The sequence below is a fragment of the Halopseudomonas sp. genome (genome assembly GCF_036961105.1).
In the GTDB taxonomy this organism is placed as follows: domain Bacteria; phylum Pseudomonadota; class Gammaproteobacteria; order Pseudomonadales; family Pseudomonadaceae; genus Halopseudomonas.
In genome coordinates this window covers 177520-201133 of sequence record NZ_JBALWW010000001.1, presented here as the reverse complement: position 1 = coordinate 201133, position 23614 = coordinate 177520, and the positions used below count along the sequence as shown (strand labels likewise).

Here is a 23614-nt window from a genome sequence, read left to right as displayed (position 1 = left end):
GTATGACGACTTACGCCGTTGGCGACATTCAAGGCTGCCTCAAGCCACTCCAATGCCTGCTGGCAGAAGTCGACTTCAATCCTTCCAGGGACGTGCTCTGGTCGGTAGGCGACATGGTTAACCGCGGCCCCGACTCCCTCGCGACCCTGCGCTATCTGAACAGCCTGGATAATGCCTGTATCGCCGTGCTGGGCAACCATGATCTGCACCTGTTGGCAGCGGCCTACGACGACCGCCGCCTGCGCAAGTCCGATACCCTCAAGGCGCTACTCAAGGCGGATGATCGCAAGCAGTTGATCGAGAGCCTGCGCCAGCGCCCGCTGGTGCATCACGACGCTGAACTCGGTTATGTGATGAGCCATGCCGGCATTCCGCCGATCTGGAGCGTGAAGCAAAGTCTGGACCTGGCGAGCGAAGTGGAAACCGTATTGCGCTCGGACAAGCGTCTGCCGGGCTTTCTGGCTGAGATGTACGGCAACGAGCCGTCCCGCTGGAAAGACAACCTGAAGGGCATGGCCCGGCTGCGGGCGATCACCAACTATCTGACCCGCATGCGCTTCTGCAAACCCGATGGCACCCTGGATCTCAAGTCCAAGGAGGGGCTGGAAACCACACCGAAGGGCTACGCACCCTGGTTCCGTTACCCGCGCAAGGATGCCGGGGTGAAGATCCTGTTCGGCCACTGGGCCGCTCTGGAAGGGCGCACCGGCACTCAGGGCGTACATGCGCTGGACACCGGCTGCGTCTGGGGGGCACGCATGACCCTGATGAATCTCGACACCCAGGAACTGCACTACTGCGACTGTGGCAAATAGCCTGAGCGTAGGGCCTGATTTCAGGCGTATGCAGACTGGCGAGCCCTCTGCGATAGAATGGCAACAGACCCTGACACGACGGAGCCAGCAGTATGAGCGACTTTCAACGTATTGATCCTGCCACCGCCAGCAATCTGCTGCAGGACGGCGCACAGCTCGCCGACATCCGCGACCCGCAAAGCTATCAGGCCGGACACATACCGGGGGCGGTGCGCCTGGACAACGACAACATCGCGCAGTATGTGGCGGCAGCCGACAAGGCCACGCCGCTGGTTGTCTGTTGTTACCACGGCAACTCCAGCCAGCCGGCAGCGGCCTATCTGGCCAGCCTCGGTTTCAATGCGGTTTACAGCCTGGACGGCGGCTTTGAGCTGTGGCGCCAGCAGTTTCCCGATCAGGTCAGCCACGACTGAGCGCGCCGCGAAAAAAAACTCGCTTTCCCCTTTCCCTGCCAGCCGGTATGCATCTATCCTGAATTCAGGAGATTCACAAAGAGCAAGTCGGTCTGCCGGCTTCCGATAACTACGGGAGCCTGCCGGATCCGTCGTCCGGCCAGCCATACTGGTCGCCCGGTGCCTCCGACAGACTCCCCGACCATGCCCGTCGTCTCTGCGTTTTGGGGGAATCACGCATCAGGATATGCCGTCGCCCGGTAAAGCGCGTCAGGCGGGCTGTTGCCCGGAAGTCCAGACCTCATCCCTGGTAACAGCGAGGTCGTGTCATGAGCATATTCAGTCATTTCCAGAACCGCTTCGAAGCCACCCAACAAGAAGAGTACAGCCTTCAGGAATACCTGGATCTGTGCAAGACCGACCCCTCTGCCTACGCCTCTGCTGCCGAACGCCTGTTGATGGCGATTGGCAAACCCGAACTGATCGACACCGCGCTGGACCCGCGCTACTCGCGCATCTTTTCCAACAAGGTGATCAAGCGCTATCCGGCCTTTGCCGACTTTCACGGCATGGAAGACGCCATTGAACACATAGTGTCCTTCTTCCGTCACGCCGCCCAGGGCCTGGAAGAGCGCAAGCAGATTCTCTACCTGCTGGGCCCGGTGGGTGGCGGCAAATCCTCGCTGGCGGAAAAGCTCAAATCGCTGATGCAACAGGTGCCCTTCTACGCCATCAAGGGCTCACCGGTGTTCGAATCCCCGCTGGGGCTGTTCAATGCCGAAGAAGATGGCGACATTCTGGAGGAGGACTTCGGCATTCCTCGCCGCTACCTCAACAGCATCATTTCGCCCTGGGCGGTAAAGCGCCTGCACGAATTCAATGGCGATATTTCGCAGTTCCGCGTGGTCAAGCTCTACCCCTCGATACTGCAGCAGATTGCCGTGGCCAAGACCGAGCCGGGCGACGAAAACAATCAGGACATCTCCTCGCTGGTCGGCAAGGTGGACATTCGCAAGCTGGAGGAATTTCCGCAGAACGATCCCGATGCCTACAGCTACTCGGGCGGCCTGTGCCGCGCCAACCAGGGCCTGCTGGAATTTGTCGAGATGTTCAAGGCGCCGATCAAGGTGCTGCACCCGCTGCTGACCGCCACCCAGGAGGGCAACTACAACAGCACCGAGGGCATGGGCGCCATTCCTTTCAATGGCGTGATTCTGGCCCACTCCAACGAATCGGAGTGGCACACTTTCCGCAACAACAAGAACAACGAAGCCTTTATTGATCGTATCTACATCGTCAAGGTGCCCTACTGCCTGCGCGTCAGTGACGAGATCCAGATTTATCAGAAGCTCCTTAGCAACAGCTCACTGGCTGCCGCCCACTGCGCGCCGGACACGCTGAAGATGCTGGCCCAGTTCACCACGCTGTCGCGCCTCAAGGAGCCGGAGAACTCCAATCTCTACTCCAAAATGCGCATCTACGACGGCGAAAATCTCAAGGACACCGATCCCAAGGCCAAGTCGATTCAGGAATACCGCGACTCCGCCGGCGTGGACGAGGGCATGAATGGCCTCTCGACCCGTTTTGCCTTCAAGATTCTGTCCAAGGTATTCAACTTTGATACCACCGAAGTGGCCGCCAACCCGGTGCACCTGCTCTACGTACTGGAGCAACAGATCGAGCAGGAGCAGTTCCCCAGCGAGGTGAGCGAGCGCTATCTGCGCTTTCTCAAGGAGTACCTGGCGCCGCGCTACGTCGAATTCATCGGCAAGGAAATCCAGACCGCCTACCTGGAATCCTACAGCGAGTACGGCCAGAACATCTTCGACCGCTACGTGCTCTACGCCGACTTCTGGATTCAGGATCAGGAATACCGCGACCCGGAAACCGGCGAGATTCTCAACCGCGCCTCGCTCAACGAGGAGCTGGAGAAAATAGAGAAACCCGCCGGCATCAGCAACCCCAAGGATTTCCGCAACGAGATCGTCAACTTCGTGCTGCGGGCGCGCGCGCAGAACAACGGCAAGAACCCCAGCTGGCTGTCCTACGAGAAACTGCGCGTGGTGATCGAGAAGAAGATGTTCTCCAACACCGAAGATCTGCTGCCGGTCATCAGCTTCAACGCCAAGGCCTCCAACGAAGACCAGAAGAAGCACAACGACTTTGTCACCCGCATGGTCGAGCGCGGTTATACCGAGAAACAGGTGCGCCTGCTGTCGGAATGGTACTTGCGCGTGCGTAAGGCGCAGTAACGGCGGCGCGTTACTGCGCAGCTTCAAGCCGCAAGCTCCAAGCGACAAGCGGATCAGCGCGGTCCTGGAGCTGCGAAGGAGTTGAACTCAGCACAGTCAGCGCTTTTGTTTGCAGCTTGAGGCTTGTCGCTTGAAGCTCGCCGCAAGGCGCTGGCCCCGGAGGGGCCCAATGAGTTACGTGATTGACCGACGTTTGAACGGCAAGAACAAGAGCACCGTGAACCGCCAGCGGTTTCTGCGGCGCTACAAGTCGCATATCAAAAAGGCCGTTGAGGAGGCGGTAGGACGGCGTTCGATCACCGATATCGAGCACGGCGAAAACATCAGCATCCCTGGCCGCGATATCGACGAGCCGATCTTCCATCACGGCCAGGGCGGCCGCCAGACCCAGGTACACCCCGGCAACCGGGAGTTTTCCACCGGCGACCGTTTTGCCCGCCCGGATGGCGGCGGCGGGGGTGCTGGCGGCAGCCAGGCGGGTGACAGTGGCGAAGGCATGGACGAGTTTGTGTTCCAGATCACCCAGGACGAGTTTCTCGACTTCATGTTCGAAGACCTCGCCCTGCCCAACCTGATCAAGCGCCAGCTTACCGGCACCGACACCTTCAAACCGGTACGCGCCGGCATCAGCCAGCAAGGCAACCACTCGCGCATCAACATAGTGCGCTCGATGCGCGCCGCCCATGCCCGGCGTATCGCCCTCAGCGGTAGCAGTCGCAAACGCCTGCGCGCTGCACGCGAGGAACTGGAAGCACTGCGCCAGGACAGCCCCGACGACCTGATTGCCATACAGCGCCTGCAGGAAGAGATCTCGGTGCTGCGTACCAAGGTGGAACGCATCCCTTTCCTGGACACTTTCGACCTGCGCTACAACCTGATCGTCAAACAGCCCAACCCCTCCTCCAAGGCGGTGATGTTCTGCCTGATGGACGTCTCGGGCTCCATGACCCAGGCTACCAAGGATCTGGCCAAGCGCTTCTACATACTGCTCTACCTGTTCCTGCGGCGAAATTACGAGCGCATCGAGGTGGTATTCATTCGTCACCACACCAGCGCCAAGGAAGTGGACGAAGAAGAGTTTTTCTATTCGCGCGAGACCGGCGGCACCATTGTCTCCAGCGCCCTGCGCCTGATGCAGCAGATCATCGAAGAACGCTACCCGGTCAACGAATGGAATCTCTATTGCGCCCAGGCCTCCGATGGCGACAACTGGAATGACGATTCGCCCATTTGCCGCGACCTGCTGGTCAACAAGATCATGCCGGCCATGCAGTACTACTGCTATGTGGAGATCACCCCGCGCGAGCACCAGACGCTGTGGCACGAGTACGAAGCGGTTGCCGAACACTTCAATGACAGTTTCGCCCAGCAGCAGATAGTCGATGCCGGCGACATCTACCCGGTGTTTCGCCAGCTGTTCCAGAAGAGGATGGCCACATGACCCGGAACCCCATTTCCACCGGTTCGGAGTGGAGCTTCGAGCTGATTCGCGAATATGATCGGGAGATCGGCCGCATCGCCCGTGACGTGTACGGACTGGACACCTACCCCAATCAGATCGAAGTCATCACCGCCGAGCAGATGATGGATGCCTACGCCTCGGTCGGCATGCCGCTGGGCTATCACCACTGGTCCTACGGCAAGCACTTTCTGGCCACCGAAAAGGGCTACAAGCGCGGCCAGATGGGCCTGGCCTACGAGATCGTGATCAATTCCGACCCCTGTATCGCCTATCTGATGGAAGAGAACACCATGTGCATGCAGGCGCTGGTGATCGCGCACGCCTGCTATGGTCACAACTCCTTCTTCAAGGGCAACTACCTGTTTCGCAGCTGGACCGACGCCAGCGCCATCATCGATTATCTGGTGTTTGCCAAGCAGTACATCAGCGAGTGTGAGGAACGCTACGGCATAGACGCGGTGGAAGATTTACTCGACTCCTGCCACGCGCTGATGAATTACGGCGTGGATCGCTACAAGCGCCCCTACCCGATCTCCGCCGCCGAGGAGCGCCAGCGCCAGCAGCAACGCGAGGAGCACCTGCAACGTCAGGTCAACGAACTGTGGAAAACCATCCCGATCAGCCACCACGCACACGAGGATGATGAGCCCAGCCGGCGCTTCCCCGCCGAGCCGCAGGAGAACCTGCTCTACTTTATCGAGAAGAACGCGCCCCTGCTGGAACCCTGGCAGCGCGAGATAGTACGCATCGTGCGCAAGATAGCGCAGTACTTCTATCCGCAGCGCCAGACCCAGGTGATGAACGAAGGCTGGGCCACCTTCTGGCACTACACCCTGCTCAACCATCTGTACGACGAAGGCAAGGTCACCGATGGCTTCATCATGGAGTTTCTGCAATCGCACACCAGCGTGATCCATCAGCCCGCCTTCGACAGCAACTGGTACAGCGGCATCAATCCCTACGCGCTGGGCTTTGCCATGATGCAGGACATCCGCCGCATCTGTGAGCAGCCGACCGAAGAAGATCGCCGCTGGTTCCCCGACATTGCCGGCAGCGACTGGCTGGAAACCATCAAGTTCGCCATGCGTACCTTCAAGGACGAGAGCTTCATATTGCAATACCTGTCGCCCAAGGTGATCCGTGACTTCAAACTGTTTGCCATAGTCGACGACGAAACCGACGACCATCTGGAGGTCGCCGCCATTCATGACGACAGCGGCTACCGTGCGGTGCGCGAACTGCTGGCCGCGCAGTACAACCTGGGTAACCGCGAACCGAACATCCAGGTCTGGTCGGTTGATCGGCGTGGCGACCGCTCCCTCACCCTCAGACACCAGCGCCACCAGGGCAAACCGCTGGGCAAGTCTACCGAAGAAATGCTCAAGCACCTGCACCGACTATGGGGTTTCGATATCCATCTGGAGAGCCACGACGGCGACCGCCTGGTCAGCGAAGCCCACATCCCACCCCGCCCGCAACCGGAGGAGGAGCGGCTTCCGCGGTTTGATCTCAACATACCGCCCATCTGAAAGCGGCAAGCCGCAAGCTGCAAGCTGCAAGCTGACCGTGCAGAAACCACGCCACCTGCTTAGGAAAGGTTCTGGGTTCTGGGTTCTGGGTTCTGGGTTCTAGGTTCTAGGTCCTGCTTGTAGCTTGTAGCTTGTAGCTTGTAGCTTGCGGCTTGCGGCTAACACCGTCAAGCTTGCAGCTCAAAAGGCAGCGTGATATCCGAGGTTTCATGTCCCCCACATATTCCACCTACCTGGTCGGCGGCGCGGTGCGCGATCAGTTGCTTGGGCGCGAGGTAACCGAGCGTGACTGGGTGGTGGTGGGCGCCACCCCGGACATCATGCTGCAGCAGGGTTTTCAGCCTGTAGGCCTGGACTTTCCCGTATTCATCAACCCCAAGAACGGCGAGGAGTACGCCCTGGCCCGCACCGAACGCAAGAGCGGCCAGGGCTATGGCGGGTTCACCTTCCACGCCAGCCCGGATGTCACCCTGGAACAGGATCTGATTCGCCGCGATCTCACCGTCAATGCCATGGCGCTGGATCCCGATGGCAGCATCATCGATCCCTATGGCGGTCAGCAAGACCTGGAGCAGCGGTTGCTGCGCCACGTCTCACCTGCCTTTGCCGAGGATCCGCTGCGGGTGTTGCGGGTGGCGCGTTTTGCCGCGCGCTATGCCGGGCTTGGCTTCACTGTCGCGCCGGAAACCCTGGCACTGATGCGCCAGTTATCGGAGTCCGGCGAATTGCAGGCGCTGACGCCCGAGCGCAGCTGGAAAGAAATCAGCCGCGCGCTGATGGAGCCCAACCCCGAGGTCTTCGTTCAGGTACTGCGTGACTGTGGCGCACTGGTGGAGCTACTGCCGGAAATCGATGCGCTCTTTGGTGTGCCGCAACCCGCCGCCCATCACCCTGAAATCGATACCGGCGTGCATGTGCTGCAGGTATTGCAGATTGCCGCCCGCGATCAACTGCCGCTACCCGCGCGCTGGGCCTGCCTGCTGCATGACCTGGGCAAAGGCTTGACGCCGGAAAGCGACTGGCCGAAACACCACGGCCACGAGCAGAAAGGCGTGAAAGCGGTAAAGGCAATCAATCAGCGCTGCAAGGCACCGCGCGACTGCCAGGAGCTGGCGCTACTGTGCTGCGAGTATCACACCCATTGCCACCGCGCACTGGAGCTGCGCCCACAGACGCTGATCAAGCTGTTCAAGGCGCTGGACATCTACCGTCGCGCCGAGCGCTTCGAGCTGTTTCTCGCGGTGTGTCGCGCCGACGCCCAGGGGCGCACTGGCCGCGAGCACAGCGACTACCCGCAAGCCGAATACCTGCGCGGTGCGGCACAGGCCGCACGCGAGGTGGCTATTCAGCCGCTGCTGGAGAAGGGTTTGCAAGGGGCAGAACTGGGCAAGGCGCTGGAGCAAAGCCGCCTGCAGGCGTTAGCCGATTACAAGGCAGCCCGCGACTGAGCGGCCTGCAACAGGGCATCTGGAGTCAGGCTGCGCTCGTGCCAGATAAAAGCGACCGGCCAGAGTTGCTGCGCCCCCTGCCAGGCAGCCCAGTGCTGGGCATGCGTCAGCTTGCTACCGGGTAAAATCACATCGGGGGCCAGCAAGGCCAGCGGCCAGAGTACAAAGGCATTACGCAGCACTTCCGGGCGCGGCAGCTGCAGACCGGCCTGCACACCGGTGAGCTCGCCGTAGGTGAGTATGTCGATATCCAGGGTGATGCGGCCCGGCACCTTGGCTTCGCGCCGGCCGCAAGCGGCTTCGATGGCCTTCAGCGCGGCGTTGAGGTCGGCCAGTGACAACCGCGTGTCCAGCGCTGCCACAAGATTGTAGAAGCGCTTGCCGAGCATCCCCACTGAATCGCTCTCGAATACTGGCGAAACCTGCAGGTTGCTGCCCAACTCGTTCAAGGCATCCAGGCCGCGCTGCAGGTGATAATCCCGCGCGGCGTTACTGCCCAAGCCAAGGTAAACACGCGTCACGACGGCAGCACCCCACGCTCGATCACCACACCCACGCCGCCGGCAGCCTCTTTCACCGCCGCCGGCTTGGTTACGCGCAAGCGCAGCCAGGGAATATGAAACTCCTTGCGCAACCGGGCAGCCAACTGCTCGGCCAGGGTTTCAACCAGCAAAAAAGCGCTACCTTCGACAAAGTTGATGATGTACTCACTGATGGCCGCGTAGTTCAGGGTGGCCGCAAGGTCTTCGTCGGCCGCGGCGGGGCGTATGTCCCAGGCCATGTCGAGATCGAAAATCAGCGGTTGGCGAATCGTACGCTCCCAGTCGTATACGCCGATCACCGCCTCGGTGGTTAACCCTTTGATAAAAACCTGATCCACTCCAAGCTCCAGTGTCGACTACAATCTTCATTTTCGTTTAGGTCAGCGCCATGCCCGCCAACCTGCTGCTCTGGTGTTGCGTCGCCTATCTGCTCGGCTCGATCTCCTTCGCCGTGCTGATCAGCCGGCTGCGCCATCTGCCCGACCCACGCCAACTGGGCTCCCGTAACCCCGGGGCCAGCAACATGCTGCGCCTGGGCAGCCGTTCCATGGCGCTGGCCACCCTGCTCGGAGACCTGGGCAAGGGCGCGCTGGCAGTGGCCCTGGCATGGCGCGCTGGCCTGCCACTGGCGGAACAGGGCTGGGTCGCCCTGGCCGCTGTCTGCGGTCACGTGCTGCCGATCTTCCATCGACTGCAGGGCGGCAAGGGCGTTGCCACCGCCGCCGGGGTCATGCTGTTTCTGGCCTGGCCGGCCGCCCTGCTGGCCGCACTGGTGTGGCTGGCGGCCTTTTACTGGCAACGCATGGCGTCGCTTGCATCAATGCTGGCCAGCCTGGCACTGCTACCCTGCCTTGCCTGGCAGGCGCCCACCTTATTGTTGCCGGTGACGCTAATGGTGACACTCATACTCCTGCGTCACCGCGTCAATATAGGCCGCCTGCTGAACGGTCAGGAAAACCGCTTCAAGCCTTGACCGACAGCGGTGGCAGCTGATCCATCGGCCAGCGCGCCCGCGCTTCGATACCGGCCACATCCTGCTGCCCCGCCAGCAGCCGCTGACAGCCAGCGTAGGCAATCATGGCGCCGTTGTCCGTACAGAAGGCGGGCCGGGCGTAAAACACCTCGCCTTTCAGACCGGCGGTCATGTTCTCGAGGCGCTCGCGCAAACGCTTGTTGGCGCTCACGCCGCCGGCAATCACCAGGCGCTTGAGGCCGGTCTGCTTGAGTGCGCGTCGGCACTTGATGGTGAGCGTCTCAACCACCGCGGTTTCAAACCCCAGCGCCAGATCGGCCTGCGTCTGCTCGTTGATCTGCCCCGCACTACCGCATTGCTGCCAGGCATTGAGCACCGAGGTTTTCAGGCCGCTGAAGCTGAAGTCCAGCCCCGGGCGGTCAGTCATCGGCCGCGGAAAGACAAAGGCGCCAGGCGTGCCACTTTCCGCCAGCCGGGCAATTTCCGGACCGCCGGGATAGGGCAAGCCCATCAGCTTGGCAGTCTTGTCGAAAGCTTCACCGGCAGCGTCATCCAGCGACTCGCCAAGCAACTGGTACTCGCCAATGCCATCGACCCGCACCAACTGGGTGTGACCGCCGGAGACCAGCAAGGCAACAAAGGGAAATTCCGGTGGCCGCTCTTCCAGCATGGGCGCCAACAGATGACCTTCCATGTGGTGCACCCCGAGCGCCGGCACGCCCCAGGCGAAGGCCAGCGCGCGCGCGCAGGCGCCGCCGACCAACAAGGCGCCGACCAGGCCGGGGCCAGCGGTATAGACCACGCCGTCTACGTCTCCCGGTTGCAGACCGGCGCGCTCGAACACCTCGCGCATCAGCGGCACCAGGCGCTTGACGTGATCGCGCGAGGCCAGCTCGGGCACTACGCCACCGTACACCCGGTGCAGGTCGATCTGGCTGAACAGCGCGTCCGCCAGCAATCCCCGCTCGCTGTCGTACAGCGCAACGCCGGTTTCATCACAGGAGGTTTCTATACCCAGAACGCGCATGCTTTACCTTGAGTCATCGGTTACGAAGAAAGTCGCATTAATGCAACAAGTCGCGCATCATAATCAGCCCCGCGCCCACAGGCCAGTTTTTTACCTTTATGGGCGTCATAGGCTTTGCTTTTTGCCGAGGGAGGCGGTAACATCCGCGTCCCTTGAAATGCAATCGCCGCAGGCAATATCGCCTCCGGCTACGACTACAACGTTTGAGAAAGGTACGAAATGCCTAACGTCAAAGTTAAAGAGAACGAACCCTTCGACGTGGCCCTGCGTCGTTTCAAACGCTCCTGCGAAAAAGCAGGCGTTCTGGCTGAAGTGCGCCGTCGTGAGTTTTATGAAAAGCCCACTACCGAGCGCAAGCGCAAGGCTGCTGCCGCTGTTAAGCGTCACGCCAAGAAGATCCAACGCGAACAGCGTCGTCGCGAACGTCTGTACTGAGTTCCGACCCTCAGCTCTGTCGGGCCTGATCGCAGGCCCAACCAGCATCGCCTCTTCTGGCGTCCTGCGGGGCTGAAGAACATCAGAAGCACGCACTTTTCCGGCCTTCCGCTTTCGGAACGGGCTGGATTTTTGCGTCTTCGCTTCTTTCGGATACTATAGCGCGCTCAACCGACTTGCGTCCGGCTGCATGGCCTGCGCAGCGGCTTTCTTTCGCTGGTGCAAGGCAGAACATGGCCGGGCTGATTCCTCAGGGCTTCATAGACGACCTCCTTGGACGAACCGATATCGTCGAAGTCGTGGGTGCGCGCCTGAAACTGAAGAAGACCGGCAAGAATTATTCGGCCCTGTGCCCGTTTCACAACGAAAAGTCGCCGTCCTTCAGCGTCAGCCCGGACAAGCAGTTCTATTACTGCTTCGGTTGCGGTGCCGGTGGCAACGCGCTCAGCTTCGTGATGGACTTCGAGCGCCTGGATTTTCCCGAGGCTGTCGAAGACCTGGCCAAGCAGGCGGGCGTTGCCGTACCGCGCGAAGAGCGCAGCGACCGCCGCCAGAGCAGCGCCCCGCGCAAGGACAGCCCGCTCTACGCACTACTTGAGCAGGCCGCCGCCTACTATCGCCAGCAGCTGCGCCAGCATCCCAAGAAGCAGCGCGCCGTCAGTTACCTGAAACAGCGCGGCCTGACCGGACACATCGCCAAGACCTACGACATCGGCATGGCGCCGCCGGGCTGGGACAACCTGATGGCGCACCTCGCACGCGACAGCAGCGAAGTTAAGGCACTGATTGACGCCGGCCTGGTGGTGGAAAATGAAGACAGCGGCAAGCGCTACGATCGCTTCCGTGACCGCATCATGTTTCCTATTCGTGATAGTCGCGGCCGGGTGATCGGCTTTGGTGGCCGAGTGCTGGGCGACGACAAACCCAAGTACCTCAACTCCCCGGAAACTGCGGTATTTCACAAAGGCCAGGAGCTGTACGGTCTGTATGAAGCCAAGCAGCAGAACCGGCAGCTGCAGGACATTCTGGTAGTCGAAGGCTATATGGACGTGATTGCCCTGGCCCAGCACGGCGTCACCAATGCCGTGGCCACCCTGGGTACCGCCACCAGCGAAGATCACCTCAAGCGACTGTTTCGCCTGGTGCACAGCGTCACGTTCTGCTTTGACGGCGACAAGGCCGGGCGTCAAGCCGCGTGGCGCGCACTGAATTCGGCGCTACCAGTACTGGAAGATGGCCGTCATGTGCGCTTTCTGTTCCTGCCCGACGGACAGGACCCCGACAGCATGGTGCGCGAGGAAGGCCAGCAGGCCTTTGAGCAGCGCATCAGCAGCCAGGCTCAGCCGCTGACCGAATATCTGTTTCGCCACCTGAGCGAAGAGGCCAATCCAAGCAGCCTGGAAGGCAAGGCGCACCTGGCTGCATTGGCCCTGCCGCTGATTGAAAAGGTCCCGGGCAGCCTGCTGCGCCGACTGCTGCGCCAGTCGCTGGCACAAATCACCGGCATGGATCTGAACAGCGTCAAGCCCGAACCGCACAAACCCGGCCCGGCGCCAAGCGAAGCAGCGCCGCCGGCAGACCTGGACGATGCGCCGCCGCACTGGGACGAAGCCGATTGGCAACCGCCCTCTGATGACTATGCTCCGGTTTATGAACCGAGCATGCCAAGCAGACCCGAACAACCGCGCAGAGCTGCACGCAGCAATGGCCGCAAAGGCGTCGACAGTCCTTTGTTGCAGGCTACGCGCACCCTGCTGCACCACCCCCATCTGGCGGCGCTGGCATTGCAGGCCAACGAACTGGCCGACGAGGACGAAGACGAGGCGCGACTATTGGTCGCACTGCTGGACGCGGCGCAGAAAAACCCCGCTTTGAGCAGCATAGAACTGCTCGCCAGGTGGCATGGTACGGCGCTTGGCGAGCAGCTGAGCCGTCTGGCCGAGCAGGAATGGCTACTGAATAATCCCAGCGCCAACCTTGAACAACAGTTTTTCGACACTATAAATAGGTTATCCGCCGAACAAACCGAGCGGCGCATCGACAAACTCCTCGCAAAATCGGCGAACCAGCCGCTTAGTGCCGAGGAGAAGCAACAGCTGCGGGATCTTCTGGGGCGCCAAAGGGCGCCGAAAACCGACAGGTAACGCGGCCTCAACTGGCGCGGAGCCCGGAGTTCAGGGTATAATCCGCAGCTTACTTTTTTGCACACCAAGGCATCCACAAGGGTTGTTATGTCCGGAAAAGCGCAACAGCAATCCCGTCTCAAAGAGCTCATTGCCCGCGGTCGCGAGCAAGGCTTTCTGACCTATGCGGAGGTCAACGATCACCTGCCCGAGGATATATCCGATCCGGAGCAGGTGGAAGACATCATCCGCATGATCAACGACATGGGCATCACCGTGTTCGAAACGGCACCGGATGCTGACGCTCTGCTGCTGGCGGACAATGATGCCGATGAAGCAGCTGCCGAAGAGGCCGCTGCCGCCCTGGCGGCGGTTGAAACCGACATCGGACGCACCACCGACCCGGTGCGCATGTACATGCGCGAAATGGGTACGGTCGAGCTGCTGACCCGCGAAGGTGAAATCGAAATCGCCAAGCGCATCGAGGAAGGTATCCGCGAAGTCATGGCGGCTATCTCGATGTTCCCCGGCACCGTCGATGACATCCTCGCCGACTACGCTCGGGTCACCGAAGAAGGCGGCCGCCTGTCCGATATTTTCAGCGGTTATATTGACCCTGATGATGACGGTCTGTCTGGTACCGACAACGCCGAAATCCCCACCGCTGCCGCCAAGGACGAGAAAAAGTCCGACGACGACAACGATGATGATGACGACAGCGATGACGACGACAGCTCCGACGACGAAGGCGATGGCGGTCCTGATCCGGAAGTGGCGCGCATGCGCTTCACCGCGATTGGCGAGCAGCTGGAAAAAGTCAAAAAGGTACTGAAGAAGAACCCGCGCAACAGCAGCAAGGTTATTGCCGAGCTGGATGCGCTGGCGTTGCTCTTCATGCCGATCAAGCTGGTACCCAAGCAGTACGAAGCGCTGGTGACCCGCGTGCGCAGCGCGCAGGAACAGATCCGCAAACAGGAGCGTGTGATCATGCAACTGTGCGTGCGGGATGCGCGCATGCCGCGTGCCGACTTCCTGCGCAACTTCCCTGGCAATGAAGTCAACGACGGCTGGGTCGACAGCCTGCTGGCCGAAAAGCCACGTTACGCTGAAGCACTTGAAGCAGCCAAGCCCGATATTCTGCGCGCTCAGAAGAAACTGGTCGGCCTGGAGCAGGAAGCCCAGTTGACCATTTCCGAGGTCAAGGACATCAACCGTCGCATGTCGATCGGTGAAGCCCGCGCCCGACGCGCCAAGAAGGAAATGGTCGAGGCCAACCTGCGTCTGGTTATCTCGATTGCCAAGAAGTACACCAACCGCGGCCTGCAGTTCCTCGATCTGATCCAGGAAGGCAATATCGGTTTGATGAAAGCGGTAGACAAGTTCGAATACCGCCGTGGCTACAAGTTCTCCACCTATGCCACCTGGTGGATTCGTCAGGCCATTACCCGCTCGATTGCCGACCAGGCGCGTACCATCCGTATTCCGGTACACATGATCGAAACGATCAACAAGCTGAACCGGATTTCGCGTCAGATGCTGCAGGAAATGGGCCGCGAGCCCACGCCTGAAGAGCTGGGCGAGCGCATGGAAATGCCGGAGGACAAGATTCGCAAGGTGCTGAAAATCGCCAAGGAGCCCATCTCGATGGAAACTCCGATTGGCGACGATGAAGACTCCCATCTGGGTGACTTTATCGAAGACGGCACCATGGAATCGCCGATCGATTCGGCCACTGTGGAGAACCTGAAAGAGGCGACCCGCGAAGTGCTTTCCGGTCTGACCGCGCGTGAAGCCAAGGTGCTGCGCATGCGTTTTGGTATCGACATGAATACCGATCACACGCTGGAAGAGGTCGGCAAGCAATTCGACGTCACCCGTGAGCGGATTCGTCAGATCGAGGCCAAGGCGTTGCGCAAGCTGCGTCATCCTACCCGTAGCGACCACCTGCGCAGCTTCCTCGACGAGTAAGCCGCTGCTAGTAACCGCACGACCAATGCCCAGCCATGCTGGGCATTTTTATATCCGAAGCGCTACACTAGCGAAATAATATCGTATAGCCATGGATATAGGTTTCAGCGGAATGAATGCAGCCGCAAGAGCAGGCTTGCTCGGTACTCTGGCATTGATCGGCAGCGGCTGCCGCAGTGTCGGCAACAGCCCACAGATCGCCGATCTGCAGCTTACCCAGGTGGGTGTTTTGCTGCTCTCCTGCCTGTTGTTGCTAGCCGCCCATGGCCTCAACCAGCTACGGCGCCGCGCCAACTCCGAACGCCAACAGGCGCTCAGCCTGCTCAATCAGCAACAACACCGCTATCGCACACTGGTAGAGAACCTGCATGTGGTGACATGGGAAATGTCGCTACCCTCCATGCGCTTCATTTATGTATCACCCCATGCCAAGGACCTGCTCGGGATAGATCCCGATCTCTGGCTGCGCCCCGACTTTTTCAGCCAGCAGCTGCACCCGGATGATCGTGAACGCGTGACCGCACTGCTGCATGCCCAGGCCAACACCAACACCAGCCAGAGTTTTGACTTCCGCCTGCTGCATCAGGACGGCAGCGCCTGCTGGGTGCGCGCTATTATCAACAGTGTCAGCAACGAGGAATACGAAGCCATCGCCCTGAATGGGCTGCTGGTGGATATCCAGGAACAGAAAGCCAGCGAAATGGCGCTGCGGCATTCGGAGCAGAAATTCGCCTCGGTTTTCCACCATTGCCCCGACAGCATAGTGCTCGCCGACGCCAGTGACGGCACCCTGCTCTCGGTCAACCAGACCTTCGAGGAGCAGTTCGGCTTCAGCGCCGCCGAAGCCGTGGGCAAAACCTCAACCCAGCTTGGCGTATGGACCCAGCCCGGTCTGGGCGCCACGCTGTTGAAACAATTGAGCAGCCAGACCCAGAGCAATCTGGAGGTCTGCTTCCGCCGCCGCGACGCCAGTGAATTTACCGGCCTGATCTCATCACGCATGGTGGAGCTCAATCAGCAGCGCATTCTAGTCGTGGTGATTCGGGATATTTCCGCGCTCAAGGTTACTCAGCAGCAGCTGGAGCTGTCAGAACAGAAATTTTCCAGCGCCTTCCATGCTTCGCCCGACGGCCTGCTGATAACCCGTCGCAGCGATGGCAAGCTGCTGGATGTCAACGAAGGCTTTACCCGCATCACCGGCTACGATCGCGATCAGGCCGTGGGGCGCTCCACCCTGGAACTGGGTCTTTGGAGCAATCTCGACGATCGCGAGCGCATGTTGACGATGCTCGGCTCGCAGGGCACGGTACGTGACATGCTGTCTCAGGTGACCGATATCCACGGCAACATTCGCGATGTGGAAATCAGTACCGAGGCAGTGGTGGTCAACAGCGAGGACTGCATGCTCAGCATCGCTCGCGATGTAACCGAGCGCCTGAAAATGGAAAGCTCGTTGCGTCAGGCTGCCACCGTGTTCGAGAACACCAACGAGGGTGTCATCATTACCGACGGTGAGGGCATGATCCTTGGGGTCAACAAGGCCTTTACCCGCATCACCGGGCACCCCGAAGACTATCTGCTGGGCAAGCCCATGAGCATCCTCGGCGAAATGACCGAAGACACCCATCTGATAAAGGAAGTCGCACGCACCCTGCGCGACGAAGGCCAGTGGCAGGGCGAGGCCTGGAATCGCCGCCAGAACGGCGAACTCTACGCCGCCTGGATCAATATCAGCCAGGTGCTCAACGTCGACGGCAGCCTCAATCACCTGGTGGCGGTGTTCAGTGACATTACGCCGCTCAAGCATACCCAGGCCCGACTCGACCATCAGGCGCATCACGATCCGCTGACCGACCTGCCCAACCGCACCCTCTTTGAAGCTCGCCTGCGCGAGGCCCTGCACAGCCAGCGGCTCGCCGATCAAACAGGTATTGGCGCGCTGTTGTTCATTGACCTGGACAGGTTCAAACAGATCAACGACAGCCTTGGTCACCCGGTGGGCGACATACTGCTGAAATCGGCCAGCCAGCGCTTGCGCGCGGTATTGCGTGACATTGATACCGTTGCACGCCATGGCGGCGACGAGTTCATAGTGTTGCTGCCCAATCTGCACAGCGAAGAAGACGCCGCCGCTGTGGCCGACAAGCTGTTGGCCGTGTTCCGCCAGCCCTTCCTGGCTGCCGGCCATGAATTCTTCGTCAGCGCCAGTATCGGCATCAGCCTGTTCCCTACCGACGCCAACGACGTCAACAGTCTGATCAAGCACGCTGACGCAGCCATGTACCGGGCCAAGAACCAGGGTCGCAATCGTTACGCCTTTTATACCCGCGAGCTTACTGCCAACGCGCATCAGCGCATGGAGATGGAAAACGACATGCGCCGCGGCCTGGAGCGCAACGAGTTCTCGCTCTATTACCAACCCAAGTTTGATCTGGCAGCGCACCAGCTCTGCGGCATGGAAGCCCTGGTGCGCTGGCATCATCCTCAGCGCGGGCTGGTGGAGCCTGATCAGTTCATCCCCCTGGCTGAGGAAACCGGACTCATTGTCGAGCTCGGCAAACGCATCCTCGACCTCGCGTGCACCCAACTGGCCGCCTGGCGGAACCAGGGCTTGAAGCCACCGCGTATGGCGATCAACGTCTCAGGCGTGCAATTGGTCGGCAATAAACTGGTCGGCGATATTCGCCGCGCGCTGGAGTGGCACGACCTGCCCGCCTCCCTGCTGGAGCTGGAAATCACCGAAGATTTTGTGATGAACCAGAACCGCGAGGCCATCCAGTTGCTCGATGTCTTCAGCAAGATGGGCATTCATCTTTCGATCGATGATTTCGGCACCGGCTATTCATCGCTCGCCTACCTCAAGGAAATGCCGCTCGACACCCTGAAGATCGACCGTAGCTTCGTCTCCGGCCTGCCCGACAGCCATCACGACGCTGCCATCAGCCAGACCATCATCGTGTTGGCGCACAACCTCGGCATGACGGTGGTCGCCGAGGGCGTGGAGACTGCGGCGCAGCTCGCGCTACTCGGCGAGCAGGGCTGCGATATCGTGCAGGGCTACCACATCAGCCCGCCACTGCCGGCCGAACAGTTTTCCTCACGCTTCCTGCAATGTGCGCCTAGTCAGAGACCGTCACAGCCCGTATAATTCCGCCCTGTTATAAAAGCGTGGGCCTATAGCTCAGTTGGTCAGAGCAGGCGACTCATAATCGCTTGGTCGTAGGTTCAAGTCCTACTGGGCCCACCACTTCTTCTTCTGCTCAATCCTGCCGTAACCCCGTATCCGCTCGCCCGGTGATCACACACCATCGCTGCCGCCAATTTGTTAAAACTTCTCTTGCGCTACCCCTGTCGAACCCTGTGTCGCTGATGTTACAGCCGGCCTCCACTTAACTCTGACAGGAGACAACAACGATGACAGCCCCATTCGAATCCTGCATCCAGGCCTGCAGCAACTGTGCAGTAGTCTGCCAGACCTGCGCTTCGGCCTGCCTTGGTGAGAGCGATGTAAGCAAGATGGCGCAATGCATCACACTTGATCTGGATTGTGCCGAGCTGTGCCAGAGTGCCGCCAACCTGATGGCGCGCGACAGCGCCTATGCCAGGGAGCTCTGCCGCCTTTGCGCGCAGGTCTGTCGCGCCTGTGGCGAGGAATGCCGCAAGCATGAAGCCGACCATTGCCAGCGCTGCGCTGAAACCTGCCTGGCGTGCGCGCAGGAATGTGAGCGCATGGCCGCCTGAGCACAGCGCCGCGCGTGTCGGCCAGGCATCTGCCCTGCCTGAACGGCGCGTGCGGCGCCCTTTCTGATTCCCGGTCGTAACCCATGCAGCAGCAACTCCCCCTGTCCGATATCACCCTCCTCCAACTGTCATATGCGGTCTACACTCGTAGGACTATCAACCCGCTTTTCTCTGATCCGGGCGGTGCAGCAAAATTGCCTGAAAACAATGGCTATTGTCAGATCGGGAGCGCAGGTGCCTTTACTTCTTACCATCAGCCTTTATCTCTGGACGCTGCGCGGCTGCGCCCAGGTCGTGACGGCGCTCTGGTTGTTGTGGCTTGGCGCTGCGCCGGCTCAGGCGGCCTTGCCGGTGCTGGTGATCGCAACCAGTGAGCTGCCGCCCTACGTGAGCGCCACCCCGCAAAACAGCTTTCTTACCGACCTGCTGCAAGAAATCGGCAAGGAAATGGATGTCCGTTTCGAGTTTCGCTTCATGCCTTGGCCGCGCTGCGAACTGGCTGTGGAAACACACCAGGCCTGGGCCACCATGCCCTACGTACCCACGGCGGAGCGCAAGCAGAAGTTCCTGTTCTCGCAGCCGCTGTATGCCAAGCGAACAATGCTGTTCTACTACCACAGCCAAGCCGGCAAACCCGACACCCGTCAGTTGCCCACCCGCTTTCAGCAGCTCAGCGAACTCAGCCCCTACCGACTGGGAGGTGTGCGCGGCTACTATTACGAGAAGTTGTTTGCCGAAGCCGGCCTGAGCCTGGAGCTGGCATCCAGCGAAGAGCTCAGCTTTAGAAAACTGCACGCCGGGCGAGTAGATCTGGTGCCCGCAGTGGAGACGGTTGGCTGGGACATAATACGTTCGAACTTCGCGCAGGAACAATCGGCGTTCAGTGTGCTGGATACGCCCCTGGATGTGGGCCACAACTATCTGATGACATCACGCTACTACCCCAATGCCGAGCACTTGTTGGAGCAGTTCAATCAGGCGCTGCAAACGCTGCGGCGCACCGGCATGTATAGTCAAATTGCAATGCGCCACGGCGTGCCGGAAAACGACTGAGGCGATTCAGCGCAAATGCGCGGACAGGGCACTCAATGCCTCCTCAACGCTGCGACTGCAGCCGGCCCAGCTGCAGGCCAGCATGAGGTTTCTGGGCAGATCAAAATCCTCTACCTGATAGCCCTGGGCACAATAGCCCTGATTATGCTCGACCTGCTCCCGCATTGACCTGTGATCTGGAAAATACGCCCATACGGGCTTACCCAGCGCACAGGCAAAACCGACCTCGAATACAGTGCCGGAATCGGGTTCGGGACCACGAAAATGATCGAGATTGGCGAGAACCGCATCGGCGCGGCGAAGCTTGTCGAGATTAGCCTGGCAGATCCACTGGGCGATGTCCGCAGCCTCGGCCGGCGGCTGATCATCCAATGGATAGAGGCCGAGCAACCCGTGCCTGGCGCAAAGGCGCTTGAGCACATCACCGTGCTCGATTGCATCAACTCGGAACACATCAAATCCCGCCAGATATACCGACTTCACGTACTCACTCCTCGCTGCTTCAGGTTGTCGCTGACCACAGTCCGGCAAGCGCTTCACTGTCATCGATATCGATGCAGACCCCGGGGTCCTGCACCTGCAGCACCTTAACGCACTCGCGGTGCTGGCGCACAATTTCGCGCGCACCGGCATCCCCCGCTAGCGACATAAGCTCCGGCCAGAAGGCTCGGCCAAAGATCACCGGATGGCCACGCTGGCCCTGGTAACTGGGCACCACTATGCTCTCGGGCGAGGCCAAAGCAGCCAGATTATTCAGGGTGGTGCGCTCGATGCAGGGCATGTCGGCCAGCAGTATGGCGACCGCATCAGGGCCAGAGATTGCCTGAGCCGAGAGCATCCGCATGCCGGCTACCAGGCTGCTGGCCATCCCTTGAGCAGCCTGAAGATTGCGCACTACCTGGACCTGCGCAGGCACGCCCAGCGCAACGGGGTCGTCCTGCGCGCGCAGCACCAGAATGAGCGGGCTGAACACCCCAATGGCATTGTGCAGACTCGCGTTGAGCAAGCTGCGGCCATCCGCCAGGAGGGCTTGACGCTTGTCGCCGCCGAAACGCCGGGAGTCGCCTGCCGCCAGCATCAACCCCAGCACGCTGGACAGGGTCTGGCTCAGGGTTGCGCGTCCAGCAGCATCACCTCGCGCTCGGCAATCAGGCCTGCCAGCGCCTGCCCCATGGCCTTGTAGTGCGGCGCCTGCCGGTGGGCTTCGATGGCCTGCATGTCGGCCCACTGTTCCACAAATACAAACCGGTGCTCGTCGCTACGATCACGGTGCAACTGGTAACCGCGGCAGCCGGGCTCGGCGCGCGAAGGCGCAACAGCCGCCTGCAGCACTTCGGCGACCTGGGCAGCGCTGCCGTCAATGGCGCGCAATACCGCAACAACGGTAATGGTATCGGTCATCTGTCGAATCTCCTGGAATCTGAAGGAATCGGCCGCTGCGCAGGCGCGTCGGCGGAATGAAAATGCGTAGGTGCCATATCATGAATCGCAGCGGCGCGATGTTTCAGCATGCCGCCCTCACGCGCGTTCAACACGGCGGTGACTTCGGCCAGCACTGCCATTGCCACCGTTTCTGGCGTGTCGCCGCCGAGGTCCAGCCCCATGGGATAATGCAGCCGCCTCTTGTATTGCTCGATTTCGACAGCAGCTGGCATGCCGCGCAGCAGGCGCTCGGTGCGTTCACGCGGGCCGAGCTGGCCGATATAGGCTGCCTGCGAGCGCAGGGCGCAGCCCAGCCAGTGGGCATCCTGCTGAAGGCTGTGGGTCATGACTGCCACGGCGGCGCCTTGCAACAGGGGCAACGGGTCGAAGCTGTCATCCAGCCGGCCTAGCAATACATCATCGGCCTCGGGGAAGCGACTTTCGCGGGCAAAATGGGCACGGCTGTCGACAACGGTAACGCGCCAGCCCAGCTGTTTGGCCATGCGCGCCAGCGGCTGAGCATCGTGGCCACCGCCAAAGATCACCAGCCGGCGTACTGGCGAGAGGTACTCCACCAGCACCTCAGCGTGGCCGCCCTGCCGCGAAAAGCCGTGCAGACTGCTGCGTTCCTGCTCCAGCGCTTGCTGCAGCACGGCTGCCACTGCGGCCTGCAGTGGCGCTGGCACCTCGCCTTCCAGCGCGCCGTTTGACGCCAATAGCAGGCGTTGCCCGAGGACGGCTTCAGGGCTCAGTAATGTTGCGACGGCCCTGGGTTGATCGTCTGCCTGCAACGCGCGCAAGCCATCAAGCAGCAAACCGGTCACCGGTGCACTGATGCGTTCGAAAAGGATATGCACGGTGCCGTTGCAGCCCAGCCCGAAGCTGACAGCTGCGTCGCCGTCTTCCTCGTCTTCTGCGGTACTGTAACTGCGTAATGCCGGACCCTGCTCGGTCAGCCAGAAGGCTGTGCGAGCCACCTCGGACTCCAGGCAACCGCCGCTGAGGGTGCCCTGGGTCTGTCCCAGTGCAGTAATCAGCATGCGCGCCCCGGGGCGGCGATAGGCAGAACCTTCTACTTTCACTACCGTCGCCAGGACCGCATCTTCACCCTCGCTTTGCGCCATGGTCACCGCCTTCAGCAGGTGTGCAAGCTCAGCCATGGGCAGCCTCCACTGACTTGATAGCCACTAAACCCACGATCAATGCCCCGTATTGCCGCGCTTGGCGGCCACATCCGCCGCGGTCACGGCGCCGCCGCTCTGGCCAAAATGCTGCAGTACAAAACTGCTCACCGCGGCCAACTCGGGATCGCTGTAGGCCTGGGCAAAGCTGGGCATGCGCTGATCTACCGCTTGTGCCGCCTCACTATGGCCTTTGAGCAGGATGCCGAGCAGGTTGGTGGCCGCCGGATCGTTCACGGTTTTCAGCCCCGCCAGGGTGGCAACGGGGCTCTGGTTACCGGCGCCATCCCAACGATGACAACTGACGCAGGCATCGGCAAACACCTTGCTGCCCAGGCTCGCTTGCGCTGCACCAGGCATGTGCTGCTGGCGGATTTCGGGCCGCGCGACGCCGGACTGTTGCGCTGGCGTGCTCAACAAATACGTGGCAATGGCCGAGAGGTCATCCTGCTCAAGGTGGCGCAGGCTTTTGCTTACCACCTCTGCCATGGGGCCCGCCGCTACGCCCTTGCCTGGCGCGTGTCCCTGACGCATATAGGCCACCAGTTCCGCCTCGCTCCAGGCACCGACGCCATACTCCGAATCCGAGCTGATGTTGTACGCCTGCCAGCCCTGCACCAGATTGCCGGCCAGCGACTCACTGCTTTTGAGTGCCTGGAACAGATTGCGTGGCGTATGACATTCGGCGCAGTGGCCCGGCCCCTCTACCAGATAGGCGCCGCGATTCCATTGTGTCGATTGCTGTGGGTCTGCGCTAAAGCGCTCGTTGTCATGAAACAGCAGATTCCAGAACACCATGCCCCAGCGCTGGTTGAACGGGAAGCTCAGCGTGTTTTCCGGCGGCGTCTGCTTCACTGGCTGCAGGCTCGCCAGATAGGCTCGGATAGCCAGCACCTCCTCTTCCGGCATCAGCGTATAGGAGGTGTAGGGAAAGGCCGGGTAATAGCGCTTGCCGTCCTTGCCAACGCCGGCGTGCATGGCACTGACAAAGTCGTCATCCGTCCAGTTGCCAATGCCGGTTTCCGGGTCAGGCGTGATATTGGGCGAGTATAGCGAGCCAAAGGGCAGCTTGAACTCGACGCCACCGGCAAAGGGCTTGCCCTCAGGCGTAGTGTGGCAGGCCACGCAGTCTGCAGCGGTGGCCAGATACTTGCCACGCGCAATCAGCTCGGCGTCATCAGCCAGCACCGCAGCAGGCAAGATGCCCAGCCCCAGACAGAGCGCAACCGCAATTTTCCATTCCATCAAGGC

21 protein-coding genes and 1 tRNA gene are annotated in these 23614 nt (G+C 60.7%); 14 read left to right on the top strand and 8 right to left on the bottom strand.

Annotation, left to right across the window (positions count from 1 at the left end; genetic code table 11):
- The first annotated feature begins 2 nt into the window (after window positions 1-2).
- The 6 genes from V7756_RS00870 to V7756_RS00845 all read left to right on the top strand — a co-directional run bounded on the left by V7756_RS00870 (window position 3) and on the right by V7756_RS00845 (window position 7898).
- Window positions 3-815, top strand: a complete 813-nt coding sequence (locus tag V7756_RS00870; protein ID WP_335608274.1) for a symmetrical bis(5'-nucleosyl)-tetraphosphatase — start codon at window positions 3-5, stop codon at window positions 813-815.
- A gap of 92 nt (window positions 816-907) precedes the next feature.
- The gene (gene glpE / locus V7756_RS00865) at window positions 908-1228 is read left to right on the top strand and encodes a thiosulfate sulfurtransferase GlpE (RefSeq protein WP_335608273.1); all 321 of its coding nucleotides are present in this window, start codon (window positions 908-910) and stop codon (window positions 1226-1228) included.
- A 308-nt stretch (window positions 1229-1536) separates the two neighbouring features.
- Complete coding sequence (locus tag V7756_RS00860) at window positions 1537-3459, top strand: PrkA family serine protein kinase (RefSeq protein WP_335608272.1); 1923 nt, start codon at window positions 1537-1539, stop codon at window positions 3457-3459.
- 169 nt (window positions 3460-3628) lie between these two features.
- Window positions 3629-4900, top strand: a complete 1272-nt coding sequence (locus V7756_RS00855) for a YeaH/YhbH family protein (protein WP_335608271.1) — start codon at window positions 3629-3631, stop codon at window positions 4898-4900.
- Window positions 4897-6450, top strand: coding sequence for a SpoVR family protein (locus tag V7756_RS00850; RefSeq protein ID WP_335608270.1), 1554 nt, complete (start codon window positions 4897-4899; stop codon window positions 6448-6450). Before V7756_RS00855 ends, V7756_RS00850 begins: the two co-directional genes overlap by 4 nt.
- 209 nt (window positions 6451-6659) lie before the next feature.
- Window positions 6660-7898 carry a multifunctional CCA addition/repair protein gene (locus V7756_RS00845; protein WP_335608269.1) on the top strand — a complete coding sequence of 413 codons (1239 nt, stop codon included), beginning with the start codon at window positions 6660-6662 and terminating at the stop codon, window positions 7896-7898.
- Here the strand turns inward: V7756_RS00845 and folK are convergent.
- A complete protein-coding gene (folK, locus tag V7756_RS00840; protein WP_335608268.1) occupies window positions 7877-8419 on the bottom strand; it encodes a 2-amino-4-hydroxy-6-hydroxymethyldihydropteridine diphosphokinase in 543 nt (180 codons plus the stop codon). The two genes, V7756_RS00845 and folK, sit on opposite strands and share 22 nt — an antisense overlap.
- Window positions 8416-8778: a dihydroneopterin aldolase gene (folB, locus tag V7756_RS00835; protein ID WP_335608267.1), complete on the bottom strand. Its 363-nt coding sequence runs from the start codon at window positions 8776-8778 to the stop codon at window positions 8416-8418. The genes folK and folB overlap by 4 nt, the downstream gene beginning before the upstream one ends.
- Window positions 8779-8828: 50 nt before the next feature.
- Here folB and plsY point away from each other — a divergent pair, with 50 nt between their 5' ends.
- Window positions 8829-9413, top strand: coding sequence for a glycerol-3-phosphate 1-O-acyltransferase PlsY (gene plsY / locus V7756_RS00830; protein ID WP_335608266.1), 585 nt, complete (start codon window positions 8829-8831; stop codon window positions 9411-9413).
- On the opposite strand, the gene tsaD is transcribed toward plsY, so the two are convergent.
- Window positions 9403-10440: a tRNA (adenosine(37)-N6)-threonylcarbamoyltransferase complex transferase subunit TsaD gene (gene tsaD / locus V7756_RS00825; protein ID WP_335608265.1), complete on the bottom strand. Its 1038-nt coding sequence runs from the start codon at window positions 10438-10440 to the stop codon at window positions 9403-9405. The two genes, plsY and tsaD, sit on opposite strands and share 11 nt — an antisense overlap.
- A gap of 219 nt (window positions 10441-10659) precedes the next feature.
- On the opposite strand from tsaD, the gene rpsU reads away from it, so the two are divergent.
- The 7 genes from rpsU to V7756_RS00790 all read left to right on the top strand — a co-directional run bounded on the left by rpsU (window position 10660) and on the right by V7756_RS00790 (window position 19760).
- Entirely contained in the window at window positions 10660-10875 is a 216-nt protein-coding gene (gene rpsU / locus V7756_RS00820; RefSeq protein ID WP_092286121.1) for a 30S ribosomal protein S21, read from the top strand.
- Between the two features lie 233 nt (window positions 10876-11108).
- Window positions 11109-13019 (top strand): DNA primase, encoded by a 1911-nt coding sequence (dnaG, locus tag V7756_RS00815; protein ID WP_335608264.1) that lies wholly within the window; start codon window positions 11109-11111, stop codon window positions 13017-13019.
- An 87-nt stretch (window positions 13020-13106) separates the two neighbouring features.
- The gene (gene rpoD / locus V7756_RS00810; RefSeq protein WP_335608263.1) at window positions 13107-14966 is read left to right on the top strand and encodes an RNA polymerase sigma factor RpoD; all 1860 of its coding nucleotides are present in this window, start codon (window positions 13107-13109) and stop codon (window positions 14964-14966) included.
- 112 nt (window positions 14967-15078) lie between these two features.
- Window positions 15079-18114 carry an EAL domain-containing protein gene (locus V7756_RS00805; RefSeq protein WP_335608262.1) on the top strand — a complete coding sequence of 1012 codons (3036 nt, stop codon included), beginning with the start codon at window positions 15079-15081 and terminating at the stop codon, window positions 18112-18114.
- Window positions 18115-18136: 22 nt separating this feature from the next.
- Window positions 18137-18213, top strand: a tRNA-Ile gene (locus V7756_RS00800).
- 167 nt (window positions 18214-18380) lie between these two features.
- Window positions 18381-18707, top strand: coding sequence for a four-helix bundle copper-binding protein (locus tag V7756_RS00795; RefSeq protein ID WP_335608261.1), 327 nt, complete (start codon window positions 18381-18383; stop codon window positions 18705-18707).
- A gap of 234 nt (window positions 18708-18941) precedes the next feature.
- On the top strand, window positions 18942-19760 hold the full coding sequence (locus V7756_RS00790; protein ID WP_335608260.1) for a substrate-binding periplasmic protein: 819 nt from the start codon (window positions 18942-18944) through the stop codon (window positions 19758-19760).
- Between the two features lie 6 nt (window positions 19761-19766).
- Here V7756_RS00790 and V7756_RS00785 read toward each other — a convergent pair whose 3' ends face one another.
- The 5 genes from V7756_RS00785 to V7756_RS00765 are packed head-to-tail and all read right to left on the bottom strand — an operon-like array spanning window position 19767 to window position 23608.
- Window positions 19767-20243, bottom strand: a complete 477-nt coding sequence (locus tag V7756_RS00785) for a nucleoside 2-deoxyribosyltransferase (protein ID WP_335608259.1) — start codon at window positions 20241-20243, stop codon at window positions 19767-19769.
- 19 nt (window positions 20244-20262) lie between these two features.
- A complete protein-coding gene (locus V7756_RS00780; RefSeq protein ID WP_335608258.1) occupies window positions 20263-20850 on the bottom strand; it encodes a nucleotidyltransferase family protein in 588 nt (195 codons plus the stop codon).
- Window positions 20851-20867: 17 nt separating this feature from the next.
- Window positions 20868-21161 carry a putative quinol monooxygenase gene (locus V7756_RS00775; RefSeq protein WP_335608257.1) on the bottom strand — a complete coding sequence of 98 codons (294 nt, stop codon included), beginning with the start codon at window positions 21159-21161 and terminating at the stop codon, window positions 20868-20870.
- On the bottom strand, window positions 21158-22342 hold the full coding sequence (locus V7756_RS00770) for an XdhC family protein (RefSeq protein WP_335608256.1): 1185 nt from the start codon (window positions 22340-22342) through the stop codon (window positions 21158-21160). The genes V7756_RS00775 and V7756_RS00770 overlap by 4 nt, the downstream gene beginning before the upstream one ends.
- Before the next feature lie 39 nt (window positions 22343-22381).
- Entirely contained in the window at window positions 22382-23608 is a 1227-nt protein-coding gene (locus V7756_RS00765; protein WP_335608255.1) for a cytochrome c, read from the bottom strand.
- Window positions 23609-23614: the final 6 nt, after the last annotated feature.